An 18,545-nucleotide genomic window follows, 5' to 3' on the forward strand; every position below is an offset into this window, starting at 1 on the left:
TCAGGCCGTGCTGCTCGATACGACGATCCCCGAGACGACCAAGCCGACGATCGCGCCGCTGACGCGCCCGGTTCTGACCGACCCGTTCGGCCGCGATATCTCCTATCTGCGGATCTCGGTGACGGATCGCTGCGATTTCCGCTGCGTCTATTGCATGTCCGAGGACATGACCTTCCTGCCCAAGCGCGATTTGCTGACGCTGGAGGAGATCGACCGCGTCGCCTCCGCCTTCGTCGCACGCGGCACCCGGAAACTCCGCCTCACCGGCGGCGAGCCTCTGGTCCGGCGCGACGTGATGAGCCTGTTCCGCTCGCTCTCGCGCCATCTCGCCACGGGCGCGCTGGAAGAGCTGACGCTGACGACGAACGGCTCGCTGCTCGACCGTTACGCCCAGGAACTCGCCGATTACGGCGTGCGCCGGATCAACGTCTCGCTGGACACGCTCGACCCCGACAAGTTCCGCAAGATCACGCGCTGGGGCGACCTCGGCAAGGTGCTCGGCGGCATCGAGGCGGCGCGCAAGGCGGGCATGAGGGTCAAGATCAACGCGGTCGCGCTCAAGGGCGTCAACGAGGACGAGATCGAGAGCCTGATGACCTGGGCCCACGGCCTCGGCATGGACCTGACCCTGATCGAGGTGATGCCGCTGGGCGAGATCGAGCCCGGGCGCATCGACCAGTTCCTGCCGCTCTCGGTGGTGCGGGCGCGGCTCATGGACAGCTACAACCTCGTCGACGATCCGTATCGCACCGGCGGCCCGGCCCGCTATGTGCGCGTCAAGGAGACCGGCGGGCTCGTCGGCTTCATCACGCCGATGACGCATAATTTCTGCGAGAGCTGCAACCGCGTGCGGCTGACCTGCACCGGCACGCTCTATATGTGCCTCGGCCAGGAGGACGCCGCCGATCTGCGCGCCCCGATCCGGGCTTCGGCCGACGACGCCGCCCTGCATCGCGCCATGGAAGAGGCGATCTCGCGCAAGCCCAAGGGCCATGACTTCGTCATCGACCGGCGCCGCAGCCGGCCAGCGGTCGGCCGCCATATGAGCGTCACCGGCGGGTGAGCGGACGGCTGCGCACCCGCACGCGCCGCCCGCTGGGGACGGCGGCGTGCGCGCAGCGCCAATGCCTTGACGCGCTTCACCAAAGCATTAACGCTTCGTTGATGGTGGCTGTTGCGGGCGTTCGATGATCAGAGGCATTCTTCCTCGGCTCAGGTCGACCGCGCATGACGTCTCCCGCTTCGTGCTGGAGACCCGGATCGCCCGGCTGGCGACCATGGCCATCAGGCTCTGGCCAAATCTGCGGCTGCTTTCGCTGCTGCTGGCCCTGCTCGTCATCGCCTGTGTCGTCTTCGCCGGCTTGTCGGCGCGCAGCGTGTTCACGGCGCTGGCACCGGCCTCCCCGAGCGGCATCGGCGCCGGAATCGCCGCGGGCCTGGCGGCCCTGACCGTGCTCGCGCTGTGCGCCTTCACCGTAATTGCCGGGATCGAAACCGCGCTGCGACTGGCGCATGACGTCGGCCGGCATCGCGTCGGCGTGCTGCTGGCGCTCGCCGCGATCGCCGCGGCGTTGCTGGCGATCGCCAGCGTGCCCGCCACGGAACATCCGACGACGGAGGGATGGATCGTGCTGGCGATCACCGCCCTGCTGCTGGCCATGACAGGCTGGTTCCAGCGGACCTATCGCCGGCCGGCCCGACGCGGCTTCCGGGATTTCCATGTCGATGTCGTCGACGCCCGGCATTTCCTGGCGAGATCCGTGCATGGCGCATGAACCCGGCGCCGCCAACGGCATGCTTCCGCCGATCACGGCCCATCACCTCGCCGAGGTGGTGCAGGCGGGGCATCATGGCGCGAGCGATGCGCTCGACAACAACCCGCCACCGCATTCGACCCTGCCCTCGCAGACCGAGCTGACCCTGCTGGCGCGCGTCATGGAGCTGTTCGGAGCGATCCGGCAGGAGGCCGCCTCGGCGCTGAACGCCCTGCATGCCGAGATCGCCGGCCGGCGCGAGATCTTCACCCAGGAGCGCTATGAGGGTCGGGTCCGCTCGATCGAGGCGTCAATGCGCGCCTTGCTGAACCGACATGGCGGCGAGCTGGAGCAGCGGGTCTATGACGCGCTCAAGGCCAAGCGGGAATACGAGTTCTTCAACTACACGCATCGCCGCACCGCCGATCCGAAGATCGACAAATGGCAGTTCATCCTGCTCTTCCTGATCGTGCCGCTGGTGATCGAGAGCCTGCTCAACGGCAACTTCTTCGCGGAGGCCAGCGAGTTCGGCCTCGTCGGCGGCGCCGCAACCGCCGTGATCATCTCGGCCCTCAACATCGCGCTGGGCTTCCTCGTCGGCCTTTGGCCGGCACGATATTGCCAGCATGTGCGAGCCTCGCATCTGTTCTGGGCCCTGCCCGTCTATGCCGCGCTGATCGCGCTGATCGTGCTGTTCAACCTCGCCGTCGGACATTACCGCGAGATGCTGATCGCCACGCCCGATGCGCGCTCGCTGCAGGTGCTGCCGCGCCTGATGGAGAGCCCGCTCGCGATCACCGAACTGAAATCGGCGGCGCTGGTGCTGATCGGCTGCATCGTCGCCTTCGCCGCGGCCGTGAAGGGCTATTCGGCCTTCGGCACCTATCCCGGGCATGGCGCAGCCTACAAGCGCTGGCGCCAGCGCTGGAGCGCGGTCGAGGACGAGCGCCGCCGGCTCGATGTCGAACTGCTGCCGGAACTGGAAATCCTCCGATCCGGCATCGACGGCTTCAAGGAGGACTGCGCGCATGAACTCGCCCGGCTGCAGGCCTTCAAAGCCAACGCCGACCAGGCGCGCGATCTGTTCAATGCGCGCCTCGCACAGCTTCGTTCGGCCAAGGACGCCGCGCTGATGCAGTATCGCGAGGCCAATCTGCGCGTGCGGACGGATATCCCGCCCGCCTATTTCTCGCAATCGCTCAACCTGCCCGAGATCGACGAGCCGACCGAGCTTGCCGAGCATCGTGCGGTCAGGACCCTGATCGCCGATTTCGAGCGGCAACTGGCAAACATGCCGGCCCTGGTCGAGGCCAAGTTGCGGGAGCGGCTGGCTCTGGTGCGCGGCCTCGATCTGGCCGGTGAGATCGAGCGGCTGAAGACGCGGGCCGCCGAGGCGGGGCGCGATGCCTTCGAGCAGGACGAGGCGGCGCGCCGGCAGATCAATGCGGAATTCGCCGCTATGGAACGTGAGAATTCGCGTCCGGCGCCCGAACCGCGCCGTCATCCCGGACGCAGCGAAGCGGAGATCCGGGATCCATCGTAGGGCCAAATCCGTCAAAGGAACGGCCCTCCGATGGATCCCGGGGCAAGCCCGGGATGACGCTCAGTGTTTCCGAGGATTGCAGAATGAAGAGTGGTCGATGAAGAGCGAGAGCTGGGCGATCGTCGCCTCCATCTTGGCAGGCGTCGCGCTGGTCGGCTTCTTCGCCGCGCCCTCGCTGCTCAAGGGACCGCCGCGCGATTCCGAATCGCTCTGCCTGAAGACCGGCGCGGTCGGCCATACGCTGGTGCTGGTCGACAAGAGCGACCCGTGGAGCGAGGTCCAGGCCGGGCGGCTGAAGCGGCTGGTCAAGAAGATCGGCGACGAGCTGCCGCCGGACCGGATGCTGTCGATCTATGTCTTCAACGACGTGTTCGAGCCGGGCTTTCCGCCGCTCTTGTCGCTGTGCAATCCGGGGCGGACGGCGAGCGAGCTGATCGGCAATCCGCGCCGCGACTATATGCGCTGGGTCGAGAAGTTCGGCCGGCCACTCGACGACGCGCTGGCCGTCCTGACACAGCCAGCCAAGGGCAACCTCTCGCCGATCGTGGAAGCGGTGGGCGACGTCGTCTCGCGGCCCGAGACGCGCGTGCGCGACGGCGACAAGGCGCTCGTCCTGGTCTCGGACATGCTGCAGAACTCGAACCAGTTCACCGTCTTCGGCAGCAACGCCGCAGCGCGCGACCCCGAGCGCCTCAAGCGCCTCGTCGGCAAGGTCTGGAAGGATTCAGGCGCCAGCGCCTGGCAATTGCAGGTCCACCAGGTCCAGGGCGTCTATGACGCGCAACGTCTCGAACAGGCCGGCTCGCTCTGGCAGCAGACGCTGCGCGGGCTGAACATTCCCTTCGTCTGGGAACGGCTCTGACGGCCGGCCTGCGCCGGTCTACATTCGGTAGGCCATCCGCACGCCGCCCCAATGACGGCCCCTGACCCGCAGCGGGGCATCGACCTCGCGGACCATTTCGGTGACGCCGCCGCCCATGTCGCGCAGATAGGACTGGACGAGGAAGGGCCGAACCGAGCGGGCCGCCGCGATGCCGGCGCGGTCGTCGAAGATGCGCCGGTTGCGGGAGTGGGCCGCGTTCCAGGCCGGATCACCGCTGCGTTGAGGCAGCGAATAGGCCTGGTTGTGGACGGGGATGAAGCCGTTGCGGTCGATCGCCACCGTGAAGAGCAGGCGCGGATCGCTCGCGAGCGTACGCGCCAGCACGGGCGGCAGAAGGGTCTCGAGAGCCGGCAAGGCGCGGTTGCTATACTGCTGAGGGTCGGTGCCGGTTTCCGCGACATAGTCCACGTCGAACAGTTCCGCCTCGCTCGCGAGGCCGTCATCGAGGGCGCCCGCCATCACAGCGGAGAGTTCGGCTGCGAAGGCCTGGGCCTTGTCGGTCAGCGGGCGGTAGGAGTTCTCGATCGTCTCGATCAGCCCATCGAGCTGATGCGCCTCGCCGGCCGCCTGGCGATCGAAGACCATGTGCAGGCCGAGTTCGCTGGTCGCCGCCATGCGGCAGGGCATCGGCGGCAGGTCGGCGATCTCGATCGAACCGGAGATGCCCGGCACGAACATGTGATCCTGCGGGCTCGCGAGCAGAACGCCACCACGGCCGAGATCGATGGTGCGGCTGACGAAGTCGACGGCACCGAACCTGGCCTTGGCACGATGCTCGACGGGAAAGCGGTCATGCTGCCGGCGGTCGGCAAAGGAGGAGTGCCGCAAGGTCGGTATGAACCGCCGCAGCATGCCGCATGCACGGCTGGCACCTATGCTGGTCACCCTGCGGGCATTGGCGCTTTCGGTCGCGGCCGACAGCGCCACGCGGTCGATCTCGTCGACGCGCTGCACCACCGTCTCGACGAAGCGCGCCGTCTCACCCGCATTGCGCGAGAGTTCCGCCGTCGCCGCCGCCTGCTCCTGCGAGGCCGTCCCGATCGCGGCGATCACCGGGTTGACGTCGCGCACCATCTGGAGGGCGTCCGTCACGATGGCGGCCGAGCCATGGGCAGCCTGCGTCAGCCGGTCGACGCGGTTGCGGATACTCTCGACCGCATCGCGCACCTCCACTGAGAGGACCTTGACCTCCTGCGCGACGACGCCGAAGCCGCGCCCGGCCTCGCCGGCGCGGGCAGCCTCGATCGAGGCGTTCAGCGCGAGCAGATTGGTCTGGCGCGCGATCTCGGCGATCGAATCGACGATGCCGCGGATCTCGGCCGTTGCGACGGCGAGGCCCGTCATCATCTCGGTCGCCTCGCCGGCGCGGGTCGCGGCTGCGTCCAGTCGCTCGCGCGCGTGGCTCATCGAGCTGCCGATTTCCTCGGCGGCATCGGAGACCTGCTGCGACGCCGTCACCAGCGCTGCCGAATTCTCATTCGCAGTCGCGGCCGCAGTCCGCATCCCGATGACGCTCTCATGGATGGCGCTGGATCGAGTCTCGGATTCGGTCGAGAACCGCTCGGCGCTGCCGAGATCGGCAGTCAGGCGACGCATCGCGGCCACCACGTCCTGCTCAAGGACGTTTACCGCTTCGCGATTGGCGGCGCGGCGGGTAGCGACCATATCCGTTGCGGCCAGGACGGCGGCGGACGCCGCTTCCGCCGCCACAGCGGCATCGACCGCAGCCGCACGGCTTCGACTGCTCAGCCAGCGTCGAACCCTGCCGTGCATCAGGCCATCCCGTTAGGTTAAGTCAGCCGCTTCCTTATGGTTCGAGATTGTTAACAAAGACTGACGACTGTGCCCGGAGCAGGTCGATCGGGCGCCTGTGGACATGGACCCAAACGAGGTGCGCCTGTAAGGCTCCGACAGGGTCATATGTCCCATCCCGCCTTCCTCCCGCGCCCTGCCGAGCCAGCATCGCCCATGACGAGCATCAGCGACGACGTCTCGACGGCAGGCCGATCCGCCCTCGACCCGAGCCCCTTCTCACTCGACAGCCTCGCGGCCTGAGCCAGGACGGGACGACGCCGTGGCCAGCCCCGAACAGAATCGCCGCGGCATTCTCGCCATGCTGGGCGCCATGGCGCTCTTCATCTGCAACGACGCCCTGATGAAGCTGGCGCGCGAGGCCTACCCGGTCGGGCAGGCGATCACGCTGCGCACGGCCTTCGCGCTGCTGGCCTCGCTCGGGCTCGTCCTCGCCTTTCGGGATGGTGCCAGGCTGCGGCTGGCCGCGAAACCGATCGTGCTGCTGCGCGGGCTGATCGACGCCGGCGTGACGCTGACCTTCATATGGGCGCTGGCCAAGCTACCGCTGGCGGATGTCACCGCGATCCTGCTGGCCTCGCCGATCATCATCGTGGCGCTTGCCGTCGTCCTGGGCATCGAGCGTGTCGGCTGGCGCCGAACCATTGCGGTCTTCGTTGGCTTCTGCGGGGTTCTGGTGGTGCTGAGGCCGGCGGCGGATTCCTTCGATTTCGCCGCCCTCGTCGCGCTCGGAAGCGCCAGCCTCGCCGCCTGCCGCGATCTGCTGACCCGCCGGATCGGGAACGAGATTCCCTCGACCGTCATCGCCCTGATGACGACCGCGATCGTCGGCCTCGTCGCCTGCGGCTACGGGCTGTTCGAGGTCTGGGCACCGATCTGGCGCCGCGAAACGCTCTATGTCGCGGCGGCGGCCGCGTTGATGACGGCGGGAAGCATCTGCATCATCAGCGCCTATCGCAACACCGATGTCGGAGTCGTCTCCGGCTATCGCTATTCGGTCGTCATCCTCGCCGTGCTGATGGGTTATTTCGTCTGGGGCGAGATTCCCGATGCCGTCGCCTTCCTCGGCATAGCCTTGATCGTCGCGAGCGGGCTCTACACCATGCACCGGCAACGCGTCGTACCCGACTCGAAGCTCAAGATCGCGGGCGGACCACCGGCATGACGGCGATGGCGTTGAAGCCGACATTGGTGGTGCTGGTCGCGATGTCGACCTTGCAGCCGCTCGCGCTCAACCTGATGGCGCCGGCTGCGCCGAACCTGGCGCGCCATTTCGGCGAGAGCTACGCGACGATCCAGCTTACCCTGACGCTGTTCCTTGTGGCGGTGGCCCTGACACAGCTCGTCAGCGGCCCGCTCTCCGATCGCTTCGGCCGCCGGCCCTGCGTCAATGCGGGCATCATCCTGTTCGTGATCGGCTCATTGCTCGGCGCGCTGGCTCCGTCGATCGAGCTCTTGCTGCTGGCGCGGGTGCTGCAGGGCGCGGGCTCGGGCTCGGTCTTCGCGCTGTCGCGCGCGATCATCCGCGACACCGCCACACGCGACCAGGCTGCGAGCCAGATCGCGACGGTGACCATGGTGATGGTCGTGGCGCCGATGGTCGCGCCCTGGCTCGGCGGGCAGATCGAGGTCGCCTTCGGCTGGCGCATGATCCTCTGGTTCATGACGGTCACGGGCGCCGTCGTGCTGTTGCTGACAGTGGCTCGACTGCCGGAGACCGCCCCTGATCTCGGCCAGCGGACGCCGCTCCTCGGTGTGTTCCGCGCCTTCCCGCAGCTCGCCGGAAACCGTGCTTTCAGTTTGAACGTCATAGCCGTCTCGACCAGCACCTCCGCCTTCTTCGCCTTCATCGCCGCGGCACCCTATGTCGTGGTCGAGACCATGGGGCGCAGCAGCGACGTCTACGGCACCTATTTCATCCTGAACGCGCTGGGCTACATGTTCGGTAATTTCGCCATGGCGCGGCTGGTGGTCCGCATCGGCGCCCCGCGCATGGTCCATCTCGGGCTCGTCATCTCGGCCGTCGCGATGACGATAGCGGTTCCGCTTGCGCTGCGCACGGACTGGGTGCCGCTGATGCTGTTCCTGCCACTCGCCCTCAACGCCATCGGCAACGGCATGACGATCCCTGGCGCGACGGCAGAGGCGCTGTCGGCCCGGCCGGAACTTGCAGGCTCCGCCGCCGGGCTGATGGGCGCGATCCAGCTCGGGCTCAGCGCGCTGATGACGGTGCTGATCAGCTGGCTGGTGACGATCTGGTCGCCTTCGCTGGTGGTATTGATGTGGCTCCTGACCGCGGCCGGGCTGGTCGCGATCCACCTAGGCCGGCGGGACGCGACGCCGGACCGCTGACGGAGGCCCGGGTGATGGCAGAGCCGGCTCTCCCGCTCAGCCTTCCAGGCGCCTGAGCAGGCTCGAGGTATCCCAGCGACCACCGCCGAGCTTCTGCACATCGGCATAGAACTGATCGACCAGAGCGGTGACCGGCAGGCGCGCACCGTTGCTGCGCGCCTCGTCGAGCACGATGCCGAGATCCTTGCGCATCCAGTCCACGGCGAAGCCGAAGTCGAACTTGCCCGCATTCATGGTCTTGCCGCGGTTCTCCATCTGCCAGGAGCCGGCGGCGCCCTTCGAGATCACCTCGAGCATCGCCTCGACGTCGAGCCCGGCCCGCTTGGCGAAGTGCACGCCCTCCGACAGCGCCTGGACGAGGCCGGCGATGCAGATCTGGTTGACCATCTTGGTGAGCTGGCCGGAACCGGCCGGGCCCATCAGCTTGCACATGCGGGCGTAAGCCGCGATCACCGGCTCGGCACGGGCATAAACCGCAGGCTCGCCGCCGCACATGACCGTCAGCACGCCGTTCTCGGCGCCGGCCTGGCCGCCCGAGACCGGCGCGTCGACGAATCCGAAGCCGCCGGCCTTCGCGGCAGCATCGAGCTCGCGGGCGACATTGGCCGACGCCGTGGTGTGGTCGACGAATACTGCGCCCTTGTCCATGCCGGCGAAGGCGCCCTGTTCGCCCAGCGTCACCGAGCGCAGGTCATCGTCATTGCCGACGCAGGCGAAGACGATCTCCTGGCCCCGCGCCGCATCGGCGGGGGTCGGCGCCGAAATGCCGGCATGCTGCGAGACCCAGCCTTGCGCCTTCGTCGGGTTGCGGTTGTAGACCGTGACCTCGTGGCCCTTGGCCTTGAGATGACCGGCCATGGGATAGCCCATGACGCCGAGACCGATGAACGCGACTTTGGCCATGTTTCGCTCCGCTGCATTGTTCTGAATTCGCCAAGCGCTTTAGCTTGCGGCAAGCCCGCTGGGAAGGAGCGCCGCTGCGACGGCGCATATGCGCGAGAACGAGGCGCCGGTTGTGGCACGTCGCCGAACGGGCTACGGCATCGGGCCATGACCATATCCAACGACGACGAGCTCAAGGGATTGCAGGAGATCGGCCGCATCGTCGCGGCCGCGCTCGCCGCGATGGGAAAGGCGATCGAGCCGGGCATGACGACAGGGGAACTCGACGGGATCGGCCGAGCCCTGCTGGAACAGGCCGGAGCGCGGTCGGCACCGGAACTCGCCTATGATTTCCCGGGAGCAACCTGCATCAGCGTCAATGACGAGATCGCGCATGGCATTCCCGGCGAGCGGCGGATCGAAGCCGGCGACCTCGTCAACATCGACGTGTCCGCGGAGAAGAACGGCTTCTTTTCCGACACCGGCGCCTCTTTCGCCGTACCGCCGGTCGCTCGCAGGACCGAACGGCTGTGCCGTGACGGGCGCCGCGCGCTCTGGGTCGGCATCGGGCAGGTCGGGGCCGGCAAGCCGCTGGCCGGGATCGGACGGGCCGTCGGGCGCTTCGCCGAGAAGAACGGCTATACGCTGGTCCGCAACCTCGCGAGCCATGGCGTCGGTCGCTCGCTGCATGAAGAACCGACCGAGCTCGCGACATGGCCGGATCGTTCCGAGCGCCGGGTGATGCAGAAGGGGCTGGTCTTCACGATCGAGCCGTTCCTGTCGCTCGGGGCGAACTGGGCCGAGAATGGCGACGATCCCTGGACGCTCTATGGCGAGCCGCGTGCATTGACGGTGCAGTACGAGCACACCGTCGTCGCGACCGCCAACGGAGCCCTGATCCTGACGCTTCCAGCCTGATCCAGGAACGATCGGCGCTGGCGATCAGCGCAGCGCCATATGCCTCGTCAGCCTGAGTTCGAGCCTGTCCCAGACGCGCCGGATGACCTCGACCAGGACGAGATAGATCAGCGCCGCGTAGAGGTAGATCGAAAGGTCGAAGGAGCGGGCGAAGGCGAGCCGCGTCGCGCCCATCAGGTCGAACAGGGTCACAAGCGAGGCGACCGCGCTCGACTTGATCATCACGATGAGTTCGTTGCCGAGCGGGCGCAGGGCCAGGATCATCGCCTGCGGCATGATCACATGGCGAAGCGTCGCCCAGCGATGCAGCCCGAGCGCCAGCGCGCCCTCGAACTGGCCGCGCGGAATCGACTGGATCGCGCCGCGCAGGATCTCGGCCTGATAGGCTGCCGTATTGATGACGAAGGTCAGGAGCGCGCAGTAGAACGGCTCCCGGAAGAACCACCAGAGCCCGAGATCCGTCCAGAAAACGCGGAACTGGCCGAGCCCGTAATAGACCAGGAAGAGCTGGCAGAGCAGCGGCGTGCCACGGAAGAAGGTGGTGTAGCCATTGATCAGGCCTTGCGCCCATTTCGGGCCGTAGAGCCGCGCGACGGCAAGCCCAAGCGCCAGCACGAAGCCCAGCGTCACCGAGATCGCCACCAGTTCGAAGGTGATCCAGAGGCCGCTGAACATGCGGCAGCCATAGTTCTGGAAGACCTCGCTGCCGACGAGCCAGCCCGGATATTCGCACCAGCTCATCGCGTCGCGCCCCCGAAGGCCGCATAGCCGCGATTGGTGCGCGCCTCCAGCTTGCCCAGCCCCCAGGCGGAGGCGAGCGAGAAGGCGAGGTAGATCAGCATCGCCGCCCCGAAAAACAGGAAGGGCTCCTTGGTCGCGACATTGGCGCGGGTGGTGATGAACATGATGTCCGGCAGGGTGATGACCGAGACCAGCGAGGTCTCCTTCAGCAGCACCATCCAGTTGTTGCCGAGGCCGGGCAGCGCGACACGGATGAGCTGGGGTAGGACGACGAGGCGGAAGGCCTGGGCCTTCGATAGTCCCAGCGCCGCCGCCGCCTCGCGCTGACCCTTCTGGATCGAGTTCAGCGCACCGACCCAGACTTCGCTGGAGAAGGCCGAGAGGACGACGCCGAGCGCGATCATGCCGGCGACGAAGGGCGGCATCGAGAAACTGCCCGGCAGTCCAAGCCATTCCCAGAGCCGCTGCAGCAGGATCTGGACGCCAAAATAGATGATGTAGAGCGTCAGCAGTTCGGGCACGCCGCGGAAGACGGTGGTGTAGCCCGTCGCGATCCAGCGCAGGATGGCGCTGTCAGAGCGCTTGCCCAGCGCCACGACCAGCCCGAGCGCCAGACCGAAGGGCAGCGTCGCCAGTGCGATCGAGATGGTGATTCCGGCGCCCTGGAGCAGCGCGAGGCCCCAACCGCCCTCGCCGAAGCCGAGCAGAGCAAGCTTTTCGATCATTGCGACCTACGCTGGCGACCTACGCTGGAAGCGCCCGCCGGCGCGATGCCGGCGGGCGTGACATCGGCAGGTCAGTTGGTGGCCGCCAGCTTGAACCACTTGTCCTCGAGCTTCTTGTTCGAGCCGTCGGCGATGGTTTCGGCGATCGCCTTGTCGAACAGGGCCTTGAGCGCGGTGTCGCTCTTGCGGATCGCTGCTGCGACGCCCGGGCCGTGGATCGCAGGATCGCGCGGCACCTCGGCGATCAGCTTGCAGCAGTCCTTGCCCTTGCCGTTCAGAAAATCCGAGAGGGCGAGCGCATCGGCGACGATATAGTCGAGCCGGCCGTTGATCAGATCGAGATTGGCCTCTTCCTGCGTCGGATAGAGACGCGGATTGGAGTCCTTGTAGAACTTCTCGAGGAAATTGGCGTGGATCGTGGAGCCCTGCGCGCCGACCGCCTTGCCCTTGAGCGCTACGGGAGTGATGTCGTTGCCTTTGGTCGCCTTCGGCCCGACCATCCAGATCGGCGTCTTATTGTAGACGCTCGTGAAGTCGACCTGCTTCTTGCGCTCGTCGGTCGCGTTCATGCCGGCGATTATGACATCGTACTTGTTGGCGAGCAGCGCCGGGATGATGCCATCCCAGTCCTGCACGACCCAGGTGCATTTCACCTTCATCCGCTCGCAGAGCAGGTTGCCGTAGTCGATCTCGAAGCCTTCCAGCTCCTTCTTGGCGTTGAGGTTGTTGTAGGGCGGATAGGCGCCTTCGGTACCAATCCGAACTTCCTTCCACTCCTTGGCCTGCGCCAGGGCGCCGGTGGCGCCGACGACCGTCAGCGCGGCGGCGGCGATGAATTTCGCGAAACCCTTCATTCGGACCTCCCACAAGGTTTTGGCCGGACGGGCGTTTCGAGTTCCCATAGCCAGCTCTGCCCACAGATTGGGCGATGCCGTGCCATGGCCGCAAGTGGGGGCTCGCAGCTTTTCTGAGCCAGCCCGCCGAATTATTCGGCAGGGCGGGCGAGAGGCTGTCATGTCGAGCAAGTGCGCCGCGAGAGACCGGGTCCCGGGCGCGATCAGCGGGCCTTCGTCGCACGGAGGCGGTCGTCGAGCACGGCCACGATCCAGATCGCGAAGCCGCCGAGCGCCAGCGCGGTGCCGACCCAGCCCGTCGAGGTCCAGCCATGGCCGGCGGCGATCGCCATGCCGCCGAGCCAGGGCCCGAGAGCGTTGGCCGTGTTGAAGGCCGAGTGGTTGAGGGCGGCTGCCAGCGTCTGCGCGTCCTCGGCCACGTCCATCAGCCGCGTCTGCAACATGGCGCCGAGCCCGCCGCTGGTGCCGATCAGGAAGATCACGATCGAAACCGTCCAGATGTTGCCGGCGGCGAATGGAAACAGCGCCAGGGCTGCGGCCGTCCAGAGCAGCATGCCGCCGACCGAAGGCATCAGCGCCCGGTCGGCCGCCCAGGCGCCGACCAGCGTGCCCGCCGTCAGGCCGAGGCCGAAGACACAGAGAACGACAGGCACCACCGACGGCGCGACCTGTGTCACCTCCATCAGCGTCGAGGCGACATAGGTGTAGACCGCGAACATGCCGCCGAAACCGATCGCGCCGATGGCAAGCGTCAGCCAGACCTGCCGGCGCTTGAGCGCGCCGAGTTCACGCAAGGGGCTCGCACCAGGTTCGACCCGGTCGCGCGGGGCGAAGGCATAGACCAGTGCCATGGTCAGCAGCGCCAGCAGGGCGACGATGCCGAAGCCCCAACGCCAGCCGAGCGCCTGCCCCATCCAGTTAGCGAAGGGCACGCCGATGATCGTCGCGACAGTCAGGCCGAGCATGACGCGCGCGACTGCCTGGGCCCGGCGGTTGGGCGGCGAGAGCGAGGCGGCGACGAGCGCGGCCACACCGAAATAGGCGCCGTGCGGCAGGCCGCTGAGGAAGCGGAAGAGAAGCATCCAGCCATAGCTCGGGGCCAGCGCGCTCATGAGGTTCGCGACACCGAACACCGCCATCAGGCCGATCAGCAGCGTCCGGCGCGACAGCCGCGCCGCGAGCACGGCGATGATCGGTGCGCCGACGACGACACCGAGCGCATAGGCGCTGATGACATGACCAGCCGTCGGCTCGTCGATGCCGAGTCCGGCTGAGAAATACGGCACGAGGCTCATCACCGCGAATTCCGTGGTGCCGATGGCGAAGCCGCCCATCGCGAGCGCGAACAGGACCAGCCCGATATGGCTGCCCGGGCGGGCCTTGGCCTGCACTGACGCAGTTGCCCCGATGTGGGTGTCGTTCGTTGCGAGAGTCATCAGGATCGGAAGCCCATCTTTGGCGACGCAGCATTTTTCGCTGCGATGCAACAAGATGGCATAGCCATGCAGCTTGCGTCAGATCAACACGACGTGAGGAGCGCCGGCATGAATTTCCTGCATGGGTCGAGCGCGCTCGTTATAGACAGAACCGAATGGCTGGCTTTTGCCAGCCCGAACCTCACGCCTGTGATCGAGAGCTCGCCATGCTGCCCTGGATTCTGCTCGACACCGCGAAGTCGCCCGGCGCCGGTCCCGAACTCCGGCTGAAGCGGCGCGGCGCCGAGTTTTCGATCATGCTCGGCAGCATCGAACTGATGAACAGCCGCCTCAGCGGTTCGGAGGAGGCGCTGGCGACGCTGGTCGCGACGCGTCTCGCTGGCCGGCCCAAACCACGCATCCTGATCGGTGGGCTCGGCATGGGGTTCACCTTGCGCGCCGCGCTGGCGAGTTTCGGCGGGGATGCCGAGATCACCGTGTCCGAACTCATCCCCACCGTCGTCGCCTGGGCACGCGGGCCGATGGCGGAGCTTTTCGCCGGTTGCCTCGACGATCCGCGTGTCACCATCGTGGAGCGGGATGTCGCGCAGGTCATCGCCGAGGGCGCGGGACGCTATGACGCGATCCTGCTCGATGTCGACAACGGTCCGGACGGGCTGACCGTGGCCGCCAACGACCGGCTCTACGATGATGGCGGCCTCGGCCTGGCGAAGGCGGCGCTACGCCCCAGCGGCATCCTGGCCGTCTGGTCGCAAGGACCCGACCGGCGCTTCACCCAGCGATTGCGGCAGGCCGGCTTCGCGGCCGAGGAGGTGACGGTGCGGGCCCATCGCGGCCGCAGCGGCGCCCGGCACGTCATCTGGCTGGCACGCAGGGCCTGAGGCCGCCGGGTGCCCTAGGGCCGCCCCTTCCCGAGCGCCCTGGCCTCTGCGATCAGGCAGAGCTCGGTGAACAGGACCTGCGCGGCGCATTGGGCTGTGTTGGAGGTCGCGTCATATTGCGGGGCGACCTCGACGACGTCGGCGCCGACGATATCGGCGCCCTTCAATCCGCGCAGGATCGCCAGCGCCTCGCGCGGCGTCAGGCCGCCGACCTCGGGCGTGCCGGTGCCGGGCGCGAAGGCAGGGTCGAGCGAATCGACGTCGAAGGAGACGTAAGTCGGCCCGTCGCCGATCACGGCAAGCGCCTTGGCGATGACGGCCTCGATGCCGAGATCATCGACCTCGTTGGCATGGATCACGGTCATGCCGGACTCGTAGGAAAACTCCCAGAGATACTCCGCCCCGCCCCTGATGCCGATCTGGATGACGCGCTCGGGATCGAGCACGCCGTCTAGCACCGCCTGCCGGAACGGCCCGCCATGGTGGAACTTCGAGCCCTCATAGGGCCCCGACGTGTCGCAATGGGCGTCGATATGGATCATGCCGACCGGACGCTTCGCGCCGACCGCCTTGAGGATCGGATAGGTGATCGAATGGTCGCCGCCGACCGCCAGCGGCGAGACGCCGGCCGCGACGATCGTCCTGAAGGTCGCCTCGATATCCTCGTGGCAGCTTTCAAGCGAATAGCGCGAGCGGAAGGGCACGTCGCCGATATCGGCAGCCTTGAGCATACCGAAGGGCGCCGTGCCCAGGACATGATCCATCGGCCCCATGCGCTCGACGGCGCGCACGGCGCGCGGCCCGAGCCGCGTGCCGGCACGGTTGGTGACGCCGAGATCCATCGGCAGGCCGATGATCGCGACGTCGAGCCCACCGAGATCGGGAAGGCTCAGGGCGTCCGGGCGATAGGGTGCGCTGATGAAGGTCGCCACGTCCGAGAACGGCCATTTGCGCTTGTCGCCCTTGAACTGGTCGGCGGCGACCTTGGCGAAGCGGGGATCGTGGATGTCGGCGCCGCTGGCGCCGGCATAGCGCGCCCTCAGCCGCTTCAGCTTGTCGTGATCCATGCTCCGTCCCTTCATGTGCAGCGAGCATCCTTGTAGCCGAGCATGCCGAGGCCGCCAAAGCAGGCCCGGCACTAGCCAAAAGTCGCAGGCCAGAGCGTTGAAAGTGCTCGCGATTGGCGAGGCGCTCGTCTAGAAGGCCAAGCAAGTATCGAATGATCGGCGAGCGCGGCCGAACCGCCTCCCACCGCCACAACACTCGGAAATCCGAGACCCATCGAGGAGATGTCCATCATGAAGCGCCGTCAGTTTATCCAGACCGCTACCGCCGGTGCAGCAGCGGCCGCGATCGCCTCGCCGGCCGTCGCGCAGTCGAACCCCGAGGTGAAGTGGCGTCTGGCGTCGAGCTTTCCCAAGTCGCTCGACACGATCTATGGCGGCGCCGAAGTCATGGCCAAGATGGTCTCCGAACTGACCGACGGAAAGTTCCAGATCCAGGTCTTCGCCGCGGGCGAAATCGTCCCTGCCCTGCAGGCCGCCGACGCCGTCACCAACGGCACTGTCGAGATGTGCCACACGGTGTCCTACTACTATGTCGGCAAGGACCCGACCTTCGCGATCGCCGCTTCGGTGCCGTTCGGCCTCAATGCGCGCGGCCAGAACGCCTGGCTGTACCAGGGCGGCGGCAACGACCTGTTCAACGAGTTCTACAAGAAGTTCAACATCTACGGCCTGCCCTGCGGCAACACCGGCGCCCAGATGGGCGGCTGGTTCCGCAAGGAGATCAAGACCGTCGCCGACATGCAGGGCCTGAAGATGCGCATCGGCGGCATCGCCGGCCAGGTGCTCGCCAAGCTCGGCGTCGTGCCGCAGCAGATCGGCGGCGGCGACATCTATCCGGCGCTCGAAAAGGGCACGATCGACGGCGCCGAGTGGGTCGGCCCCTATGACGACGAGAAGCTCGGCTTCTCCAAGGTCGCGCCGTACTACTACTATCCCGGCTTCTGGGAGGGCGGGCCCTGCGTCCACGCCTTCGTCAACCTGGAGAAGTGGAACGCGCTGCCCAAGGCCTACCAGGCTGCCCTGACCGCCGCCTGCACCTATGCCAACACGCAGATGGCGGCGAAGTACGACCTGCAGAACCCGCCCGCGCTGAAGCGTCTCGTCGGCGCCGGCACGCAGCTGCGTCCGTTCTCGCAGGAAATCCTGGAAGCCTGCCTGAAGGCCTCCAACGAGCTCTACGGCGAGATTTCGGCCAAGAACCCCGACTTCAAGAAGGCGATCGACGCCATGGCCGCCTTCCGCGGCGACCAGTATCTCTGGTGGCAGGTGGCGGAGCTCAGCTTCGACGTCTTCCAGGTGCGTTCGCGCGCACGCTGAAGCCTGATACCGGCGTCTTCGCGGCGCCGGTCGTGCCTTTCGTTCAAAGCCCGGCTTCGGCCGGGCTTTTTTCGTTGGGATCGGGCTTGCGGATCGCCCCCCGCGCCAAGCGCCGTGACGGCCGCGGATCCACCGCGATTCCATACCATAGGCGCATAACCGGCATGCATTTTCCTCTTGCGTTGTGTTGCAAACCTGCTTTTCTGACGGAATCGTGACGATCGGCCCGGAACCGGTGCGCGAAAGGACTCCAGGGAGGAGACGGAATGAAGCGTCGTCAGTTCATGAAAGTTGCAGGTGCCGGTGCGGCCGCCGGCGTGATCGCAAGCCCGGCCATCGCTCAGGCGACGCCGGAGGTCAGGTGGCGGGTGACCTCCTCCTTCCCGAAATCCCTCGATACGATCTATGGCGCGTCCGAGGTTCTCTCCAAGGCCGTGTCGGAGGCCACGGACGGCAAGTTCCAGATCCAGGTCTTCGCAGCCGGCGAAATCGTCCCGGGTCTTCAGGCGGCCGATGCCGTGACCAACGGCACCGTCGAGATGTGCCACACCGCATCCTACTACTATGTCGGCAAGGACCCGACCTTCGCCTTCGGCACGGCGGTGCCTTTCGGGCTCAACGCGCGCCAGCAGAACGCCTGGTTCTACCATGGCGGCGGCAACGAACTGCTCAACGAGTTCTACAAGTCCTACAACATCTACGCGCTTCCAGGCGGCAATACGGGCTGCCAGATGGGCGGCTGGTTCCGCAAGGAGATCAAGACCGTCGCCGACCTCCAGGGCGTGAAGATGCGCATCGGCGGCTTCGCCGGGCAGGTCATGGCCAAGCTCGGCGTTGTGCCGCAGCAGATCGCCGGTGGCGACATCTATCCGGCGCTCGAGAAGGGCACGATCGATGCAGCCGAATGGGTCGGCCCCGCCGATGACGAGAAGCTTGGCTTCAACAAGGTCGCGCCGTTCTACTATTATCCGGGCTGGTGGGAAGGCGGCGCCGCGCTGCACTTCTTCCTCAATACCGCCAAGTGGGACGCGCTGCCGAAGGCCTACAAATCGGTGCTGACGACCGCCGCGGCGCTCGCCAATGTCGACATGCAGGCCAAGTACGACGCTCGCAATCCCGCCGCGCTGAAACGTCTCGTGGGCGCCGGCGCGCAGTTGCGGCCGTTCTCGCAGGAGATCCTGGAAGCCTGCCTCAAGGCCTCGAAAGAGGTCTATGCCGAGACCTCGGCCAAGAACCACGCCTTCAAGAAGGTCTATGACGCGATGTCGGCCTTCCGCGGCGACGAATATCTGTGGTTCCAGATCGCCGAATACACCTACGATAACTTCCTGATCCGCGCTCGCGCGGCCAACCAGCTCTGACAAGGAGCGACCGGCCGCG

General features: G+C 66.9%; 17 protein-coding genes. 10 read left to right on the forward strand and 7 right to left on the reverse strand.

Annotated elements, in window-relative coordinates; translation table 11 throughout:
• Positions 1-49 precede the first annotated feature (49 nt).
• The 4 genes from moaA to AC1RMY_RS18995 all read left to right on the forward strand — a co-directional run bounded on the left by moaA (position 50) and on the right by AC1RMY_RS18995 (position 4,159).
• On the forward strand, positions 50-1,063 hold the full coding sequence (gene moaA / locus AC1RMY_RS18980; protein ID WP_492867210.1) for a GTP 3',8-cyclase MoaA: 1,014 nt from the start codon (positions 50-52) through the stop codon (positions 1,061-1,063).
• Between the two features lie 124 nt (positions 1,064-1,187).
• Positions 1,188-1,775: a hypothetical protein gene (locus AC1RMY_RS18985; protein WP_492867123.1), complete on the forward strand. Its 588-nt coding sequence runs from the start codon at positions 1,188-1,190 to the stop codon at positions 1,773-1,775.
• A complete protein-coding gene (locus tag AC1RMY_RS18990; RefSeq protein ID WP_492867125.1) occupies positions 1,765-3,297 on the forward strand; it encodes a hypothetical protein in 1,533 nt (510 codons plus the stop codon). The genes AC1RMY_RS18985 and AC1RMY_RS18990 overlap by 11 nt, the downstream gene beginning before the upstream one ends.
• Positions 3,298-3,394: 97 nt before the next feature.
• Positions 3,395-4,159 carry a hypothetical protein gene (locus AC1RMY_RS18995; protein WP_492867127.1) on the forward strand — a complete coding sequence of 255 codons (765 nt, stop codon included), beginning with the start codon at positions 3,395-3,397 and terminating at the stop codon, positions 4,157-4,159.
• Between the two features lie 18 nt (positions 4,160-4,177).
• Here AC1RMY_RS18995 and AC1RMY_RS19000 read toward each other — a convergent pair whose 3' ends face one another.
• Positions 4,178-5,953, reverse strand: coding sequence for a methyl-accepting chemotaxis protein (locus AC1RMY_RS19000; protein ID WP_492867129.1), 1,776 nt, complete (start codon positions 5,951-5,953; stop codon positions 4,178-4,180).
• Positions 5,954-6,254: 301 nt separating this feature from the next.
• Here AC1RMY_RS19000 and AC1RMY_RS19005 point away from each other — a divergent pair, with 301 nt between their 5' ends.
• Both AC1RMY_RS19005 and AC1RMY_RS19010 read left to right on the forward strand, forming a co-directional pair.
• On the forward strand, positions 6,255-7,157 hold the full coding sequence (locus tag AC1RMY_RS19005) for a DMT family transporter (RefSeq protein ID WP_492867131.1): 903 nt from the start codon (positions 6,255-6,257) through the stop codon (positions 7,155-7,157).
• Entirely contained in the window at positions 7,154-8,344 is a 1,191-nt protein-coding gene (locus AC1RMY_RS19010) for a multidrug effflux MFS transporter (protein WP_492867133.1), read from the forward strand. The genes AC1RMY_RS19005 and AC1RMY_RS19010 overlap by 4 nt, the downstream gene beginning before the upstream one ends.
• A 36-nt stretch (positions 8,345-8,380) precedes the next feature.
• Here AC1RMY_RS19010 and AC1RMY_RS19015 read toward each other — a convergent pair whose 3' ends face one another.
• Positions 8,381-9,247 carry an NAD(P)-dependent oxidoreductase gene (locus tag AC1RMY_RS19015; RefSeq protein ID WP_492867135.1) on the reverse strand — a complete coding sequence of 289 codons (867 nt, stop codon included), beginning with the start codon at positions 9,245-9,247 and terminating at the stop codon, positions 8,381-8,383.
• Between the two features lie 147 nt (positions 9,248-9,394).
• Here AC1RMY_RS19015 and map point away from each other — a divergent pair, with 147 nt between their 5' ends.
• Positions 9,395-10,144: a type I methionyl aminopeptidase gene (gene map, locus AC1RMY_RS19020; protein WP_492867137.1), complete on the forward strand. Its 750-nt coding sequence runs from the start codon at positions 9,395-9,397 to the stop codon at positions 10,142-10,144.
• 24 nt (positions 10,145-10,168) lie between these two features.
• Here map and AC1RMY_RS19025 read toward each other — a convergent pair whose 3' ends face one another.
• From AC1RMY_RS19025 to AC1RMY_RS19040, 4 genes are all read right to left on the reverse strand, one after another.
• The gene (locus tag AC1RMY_RS19025; protein ID WP_492867139.1) at positions 10,169-10,885 is read right to left on the reverse strand and encodes an ABC transporter permease; all 717 of its coding nucleotides are present in this window, start codon (positions 10,883-10,885) and stop codon (positions 10,169-10,171) included.
• The gene (locus AC1RMY_RS19030; protein WP_492867140.1) at positions 10,882-11,610 is read right to left on the reverse strand and encodes an ABC transporter permease; all 729 of its coding nucleotides are present in this window, start codon (positions 11,608-11,610) and stop codon (positions 10,882-10,884) included. The genes AC1RMY_RS19025 and AC1RMY_RS19030 overlap by 4 nt, the downstream gene beginning before the upstream one ends.
• A gap of 71 nt (positions 11,611-11,681) precedes the next feature.
• The gene (locus tag AC1RMY_RS19035; RefSeq protein WP_492867142.1) at positions 11,682-12,464 is read right to left on the reverse strand and encodes a transporter substrate-binding domain-containing protein; all 783 of its coding nucleotides are present in this window, start codon (positions 12,462-12,464) and stop codon (positions 11,682-11,684) included.
• 203 nt (positions 12,465-12,667) lie between these two features.
• Positions 12,668-13,900, reverse strand: coding sequence for an MFS transporter (locus AC1RMY_RS19040; RefSeq protein WP_492867143.1), 1,233 nt, complete (start codon positions 13,898-13,900; stop codon positions 12,668-12,670).
• 206 nt (positions 13,901-14,106) lie between these two features.
• Between AC1RMY_RS19040 and AC1RMY_RS19045 the strand changes: the two genes are divergently transcribed.
• Positions 14,107-14,781 (forward strand): spermidine synthase, encoded by a 675-nt coding sequence (locus AC1RMY_RS19045; protein ID WP_492867145.1) that lies wholly within the window; start codon positions 14,107-14,109, stop codon positions 14,779-14,781.
• A 14-nt stretch (positions 14,782-14,795) separates the two neighbouring features.
• Here the strand turns inward: AC1RMY_RS19045 and speB are convergent, their stop codons facing one another.
• Positions 14,796-15,863, reverse strand: coding sequence for an agmatinase (gene speB, locus AC1RMY_RS19050; RefSeq protein ID WP_492867147.1), 1,068 nt, complete (start codon positions 15,861-15,863; stop codon positions 14,796-14,798).
• A 216-nt stretch (positions 15,864-16,079) separates the two neighbouring features.
• Between speB and AC1RMY_RS19055 the strand changes: the two genes are divergently transcribed.
• A complete protein-coding gene (locus AC1RMY_RS19055) occupies positions 16,080-17,165 on the forward strand; it encodes a TRAP transporter substrate-binding protein (RefSeq protein WP_492867149.1) in 1,086 nt (361 codons plus the stop codon).
• A 266-nt stretch (positions 17,166-17,431) separates the two neighbouring features.
• Positions 17,432-18,526, forward strand: coding sequence for a TRAP transporter substrate-binding protein (locus tag AC1RMY_RS19060; RefSeq protein WP_492867151.1), 1,095 nt, complete (start codon positions 17,432-17,434; stop codon positions 18,524-18,526).
• Positions 18,527-18,545 lie beyond the last annotated feature (19 nt).

This window comes from Allobosea sp. GW822-FHT03F07, assembly GCF_058801345.1.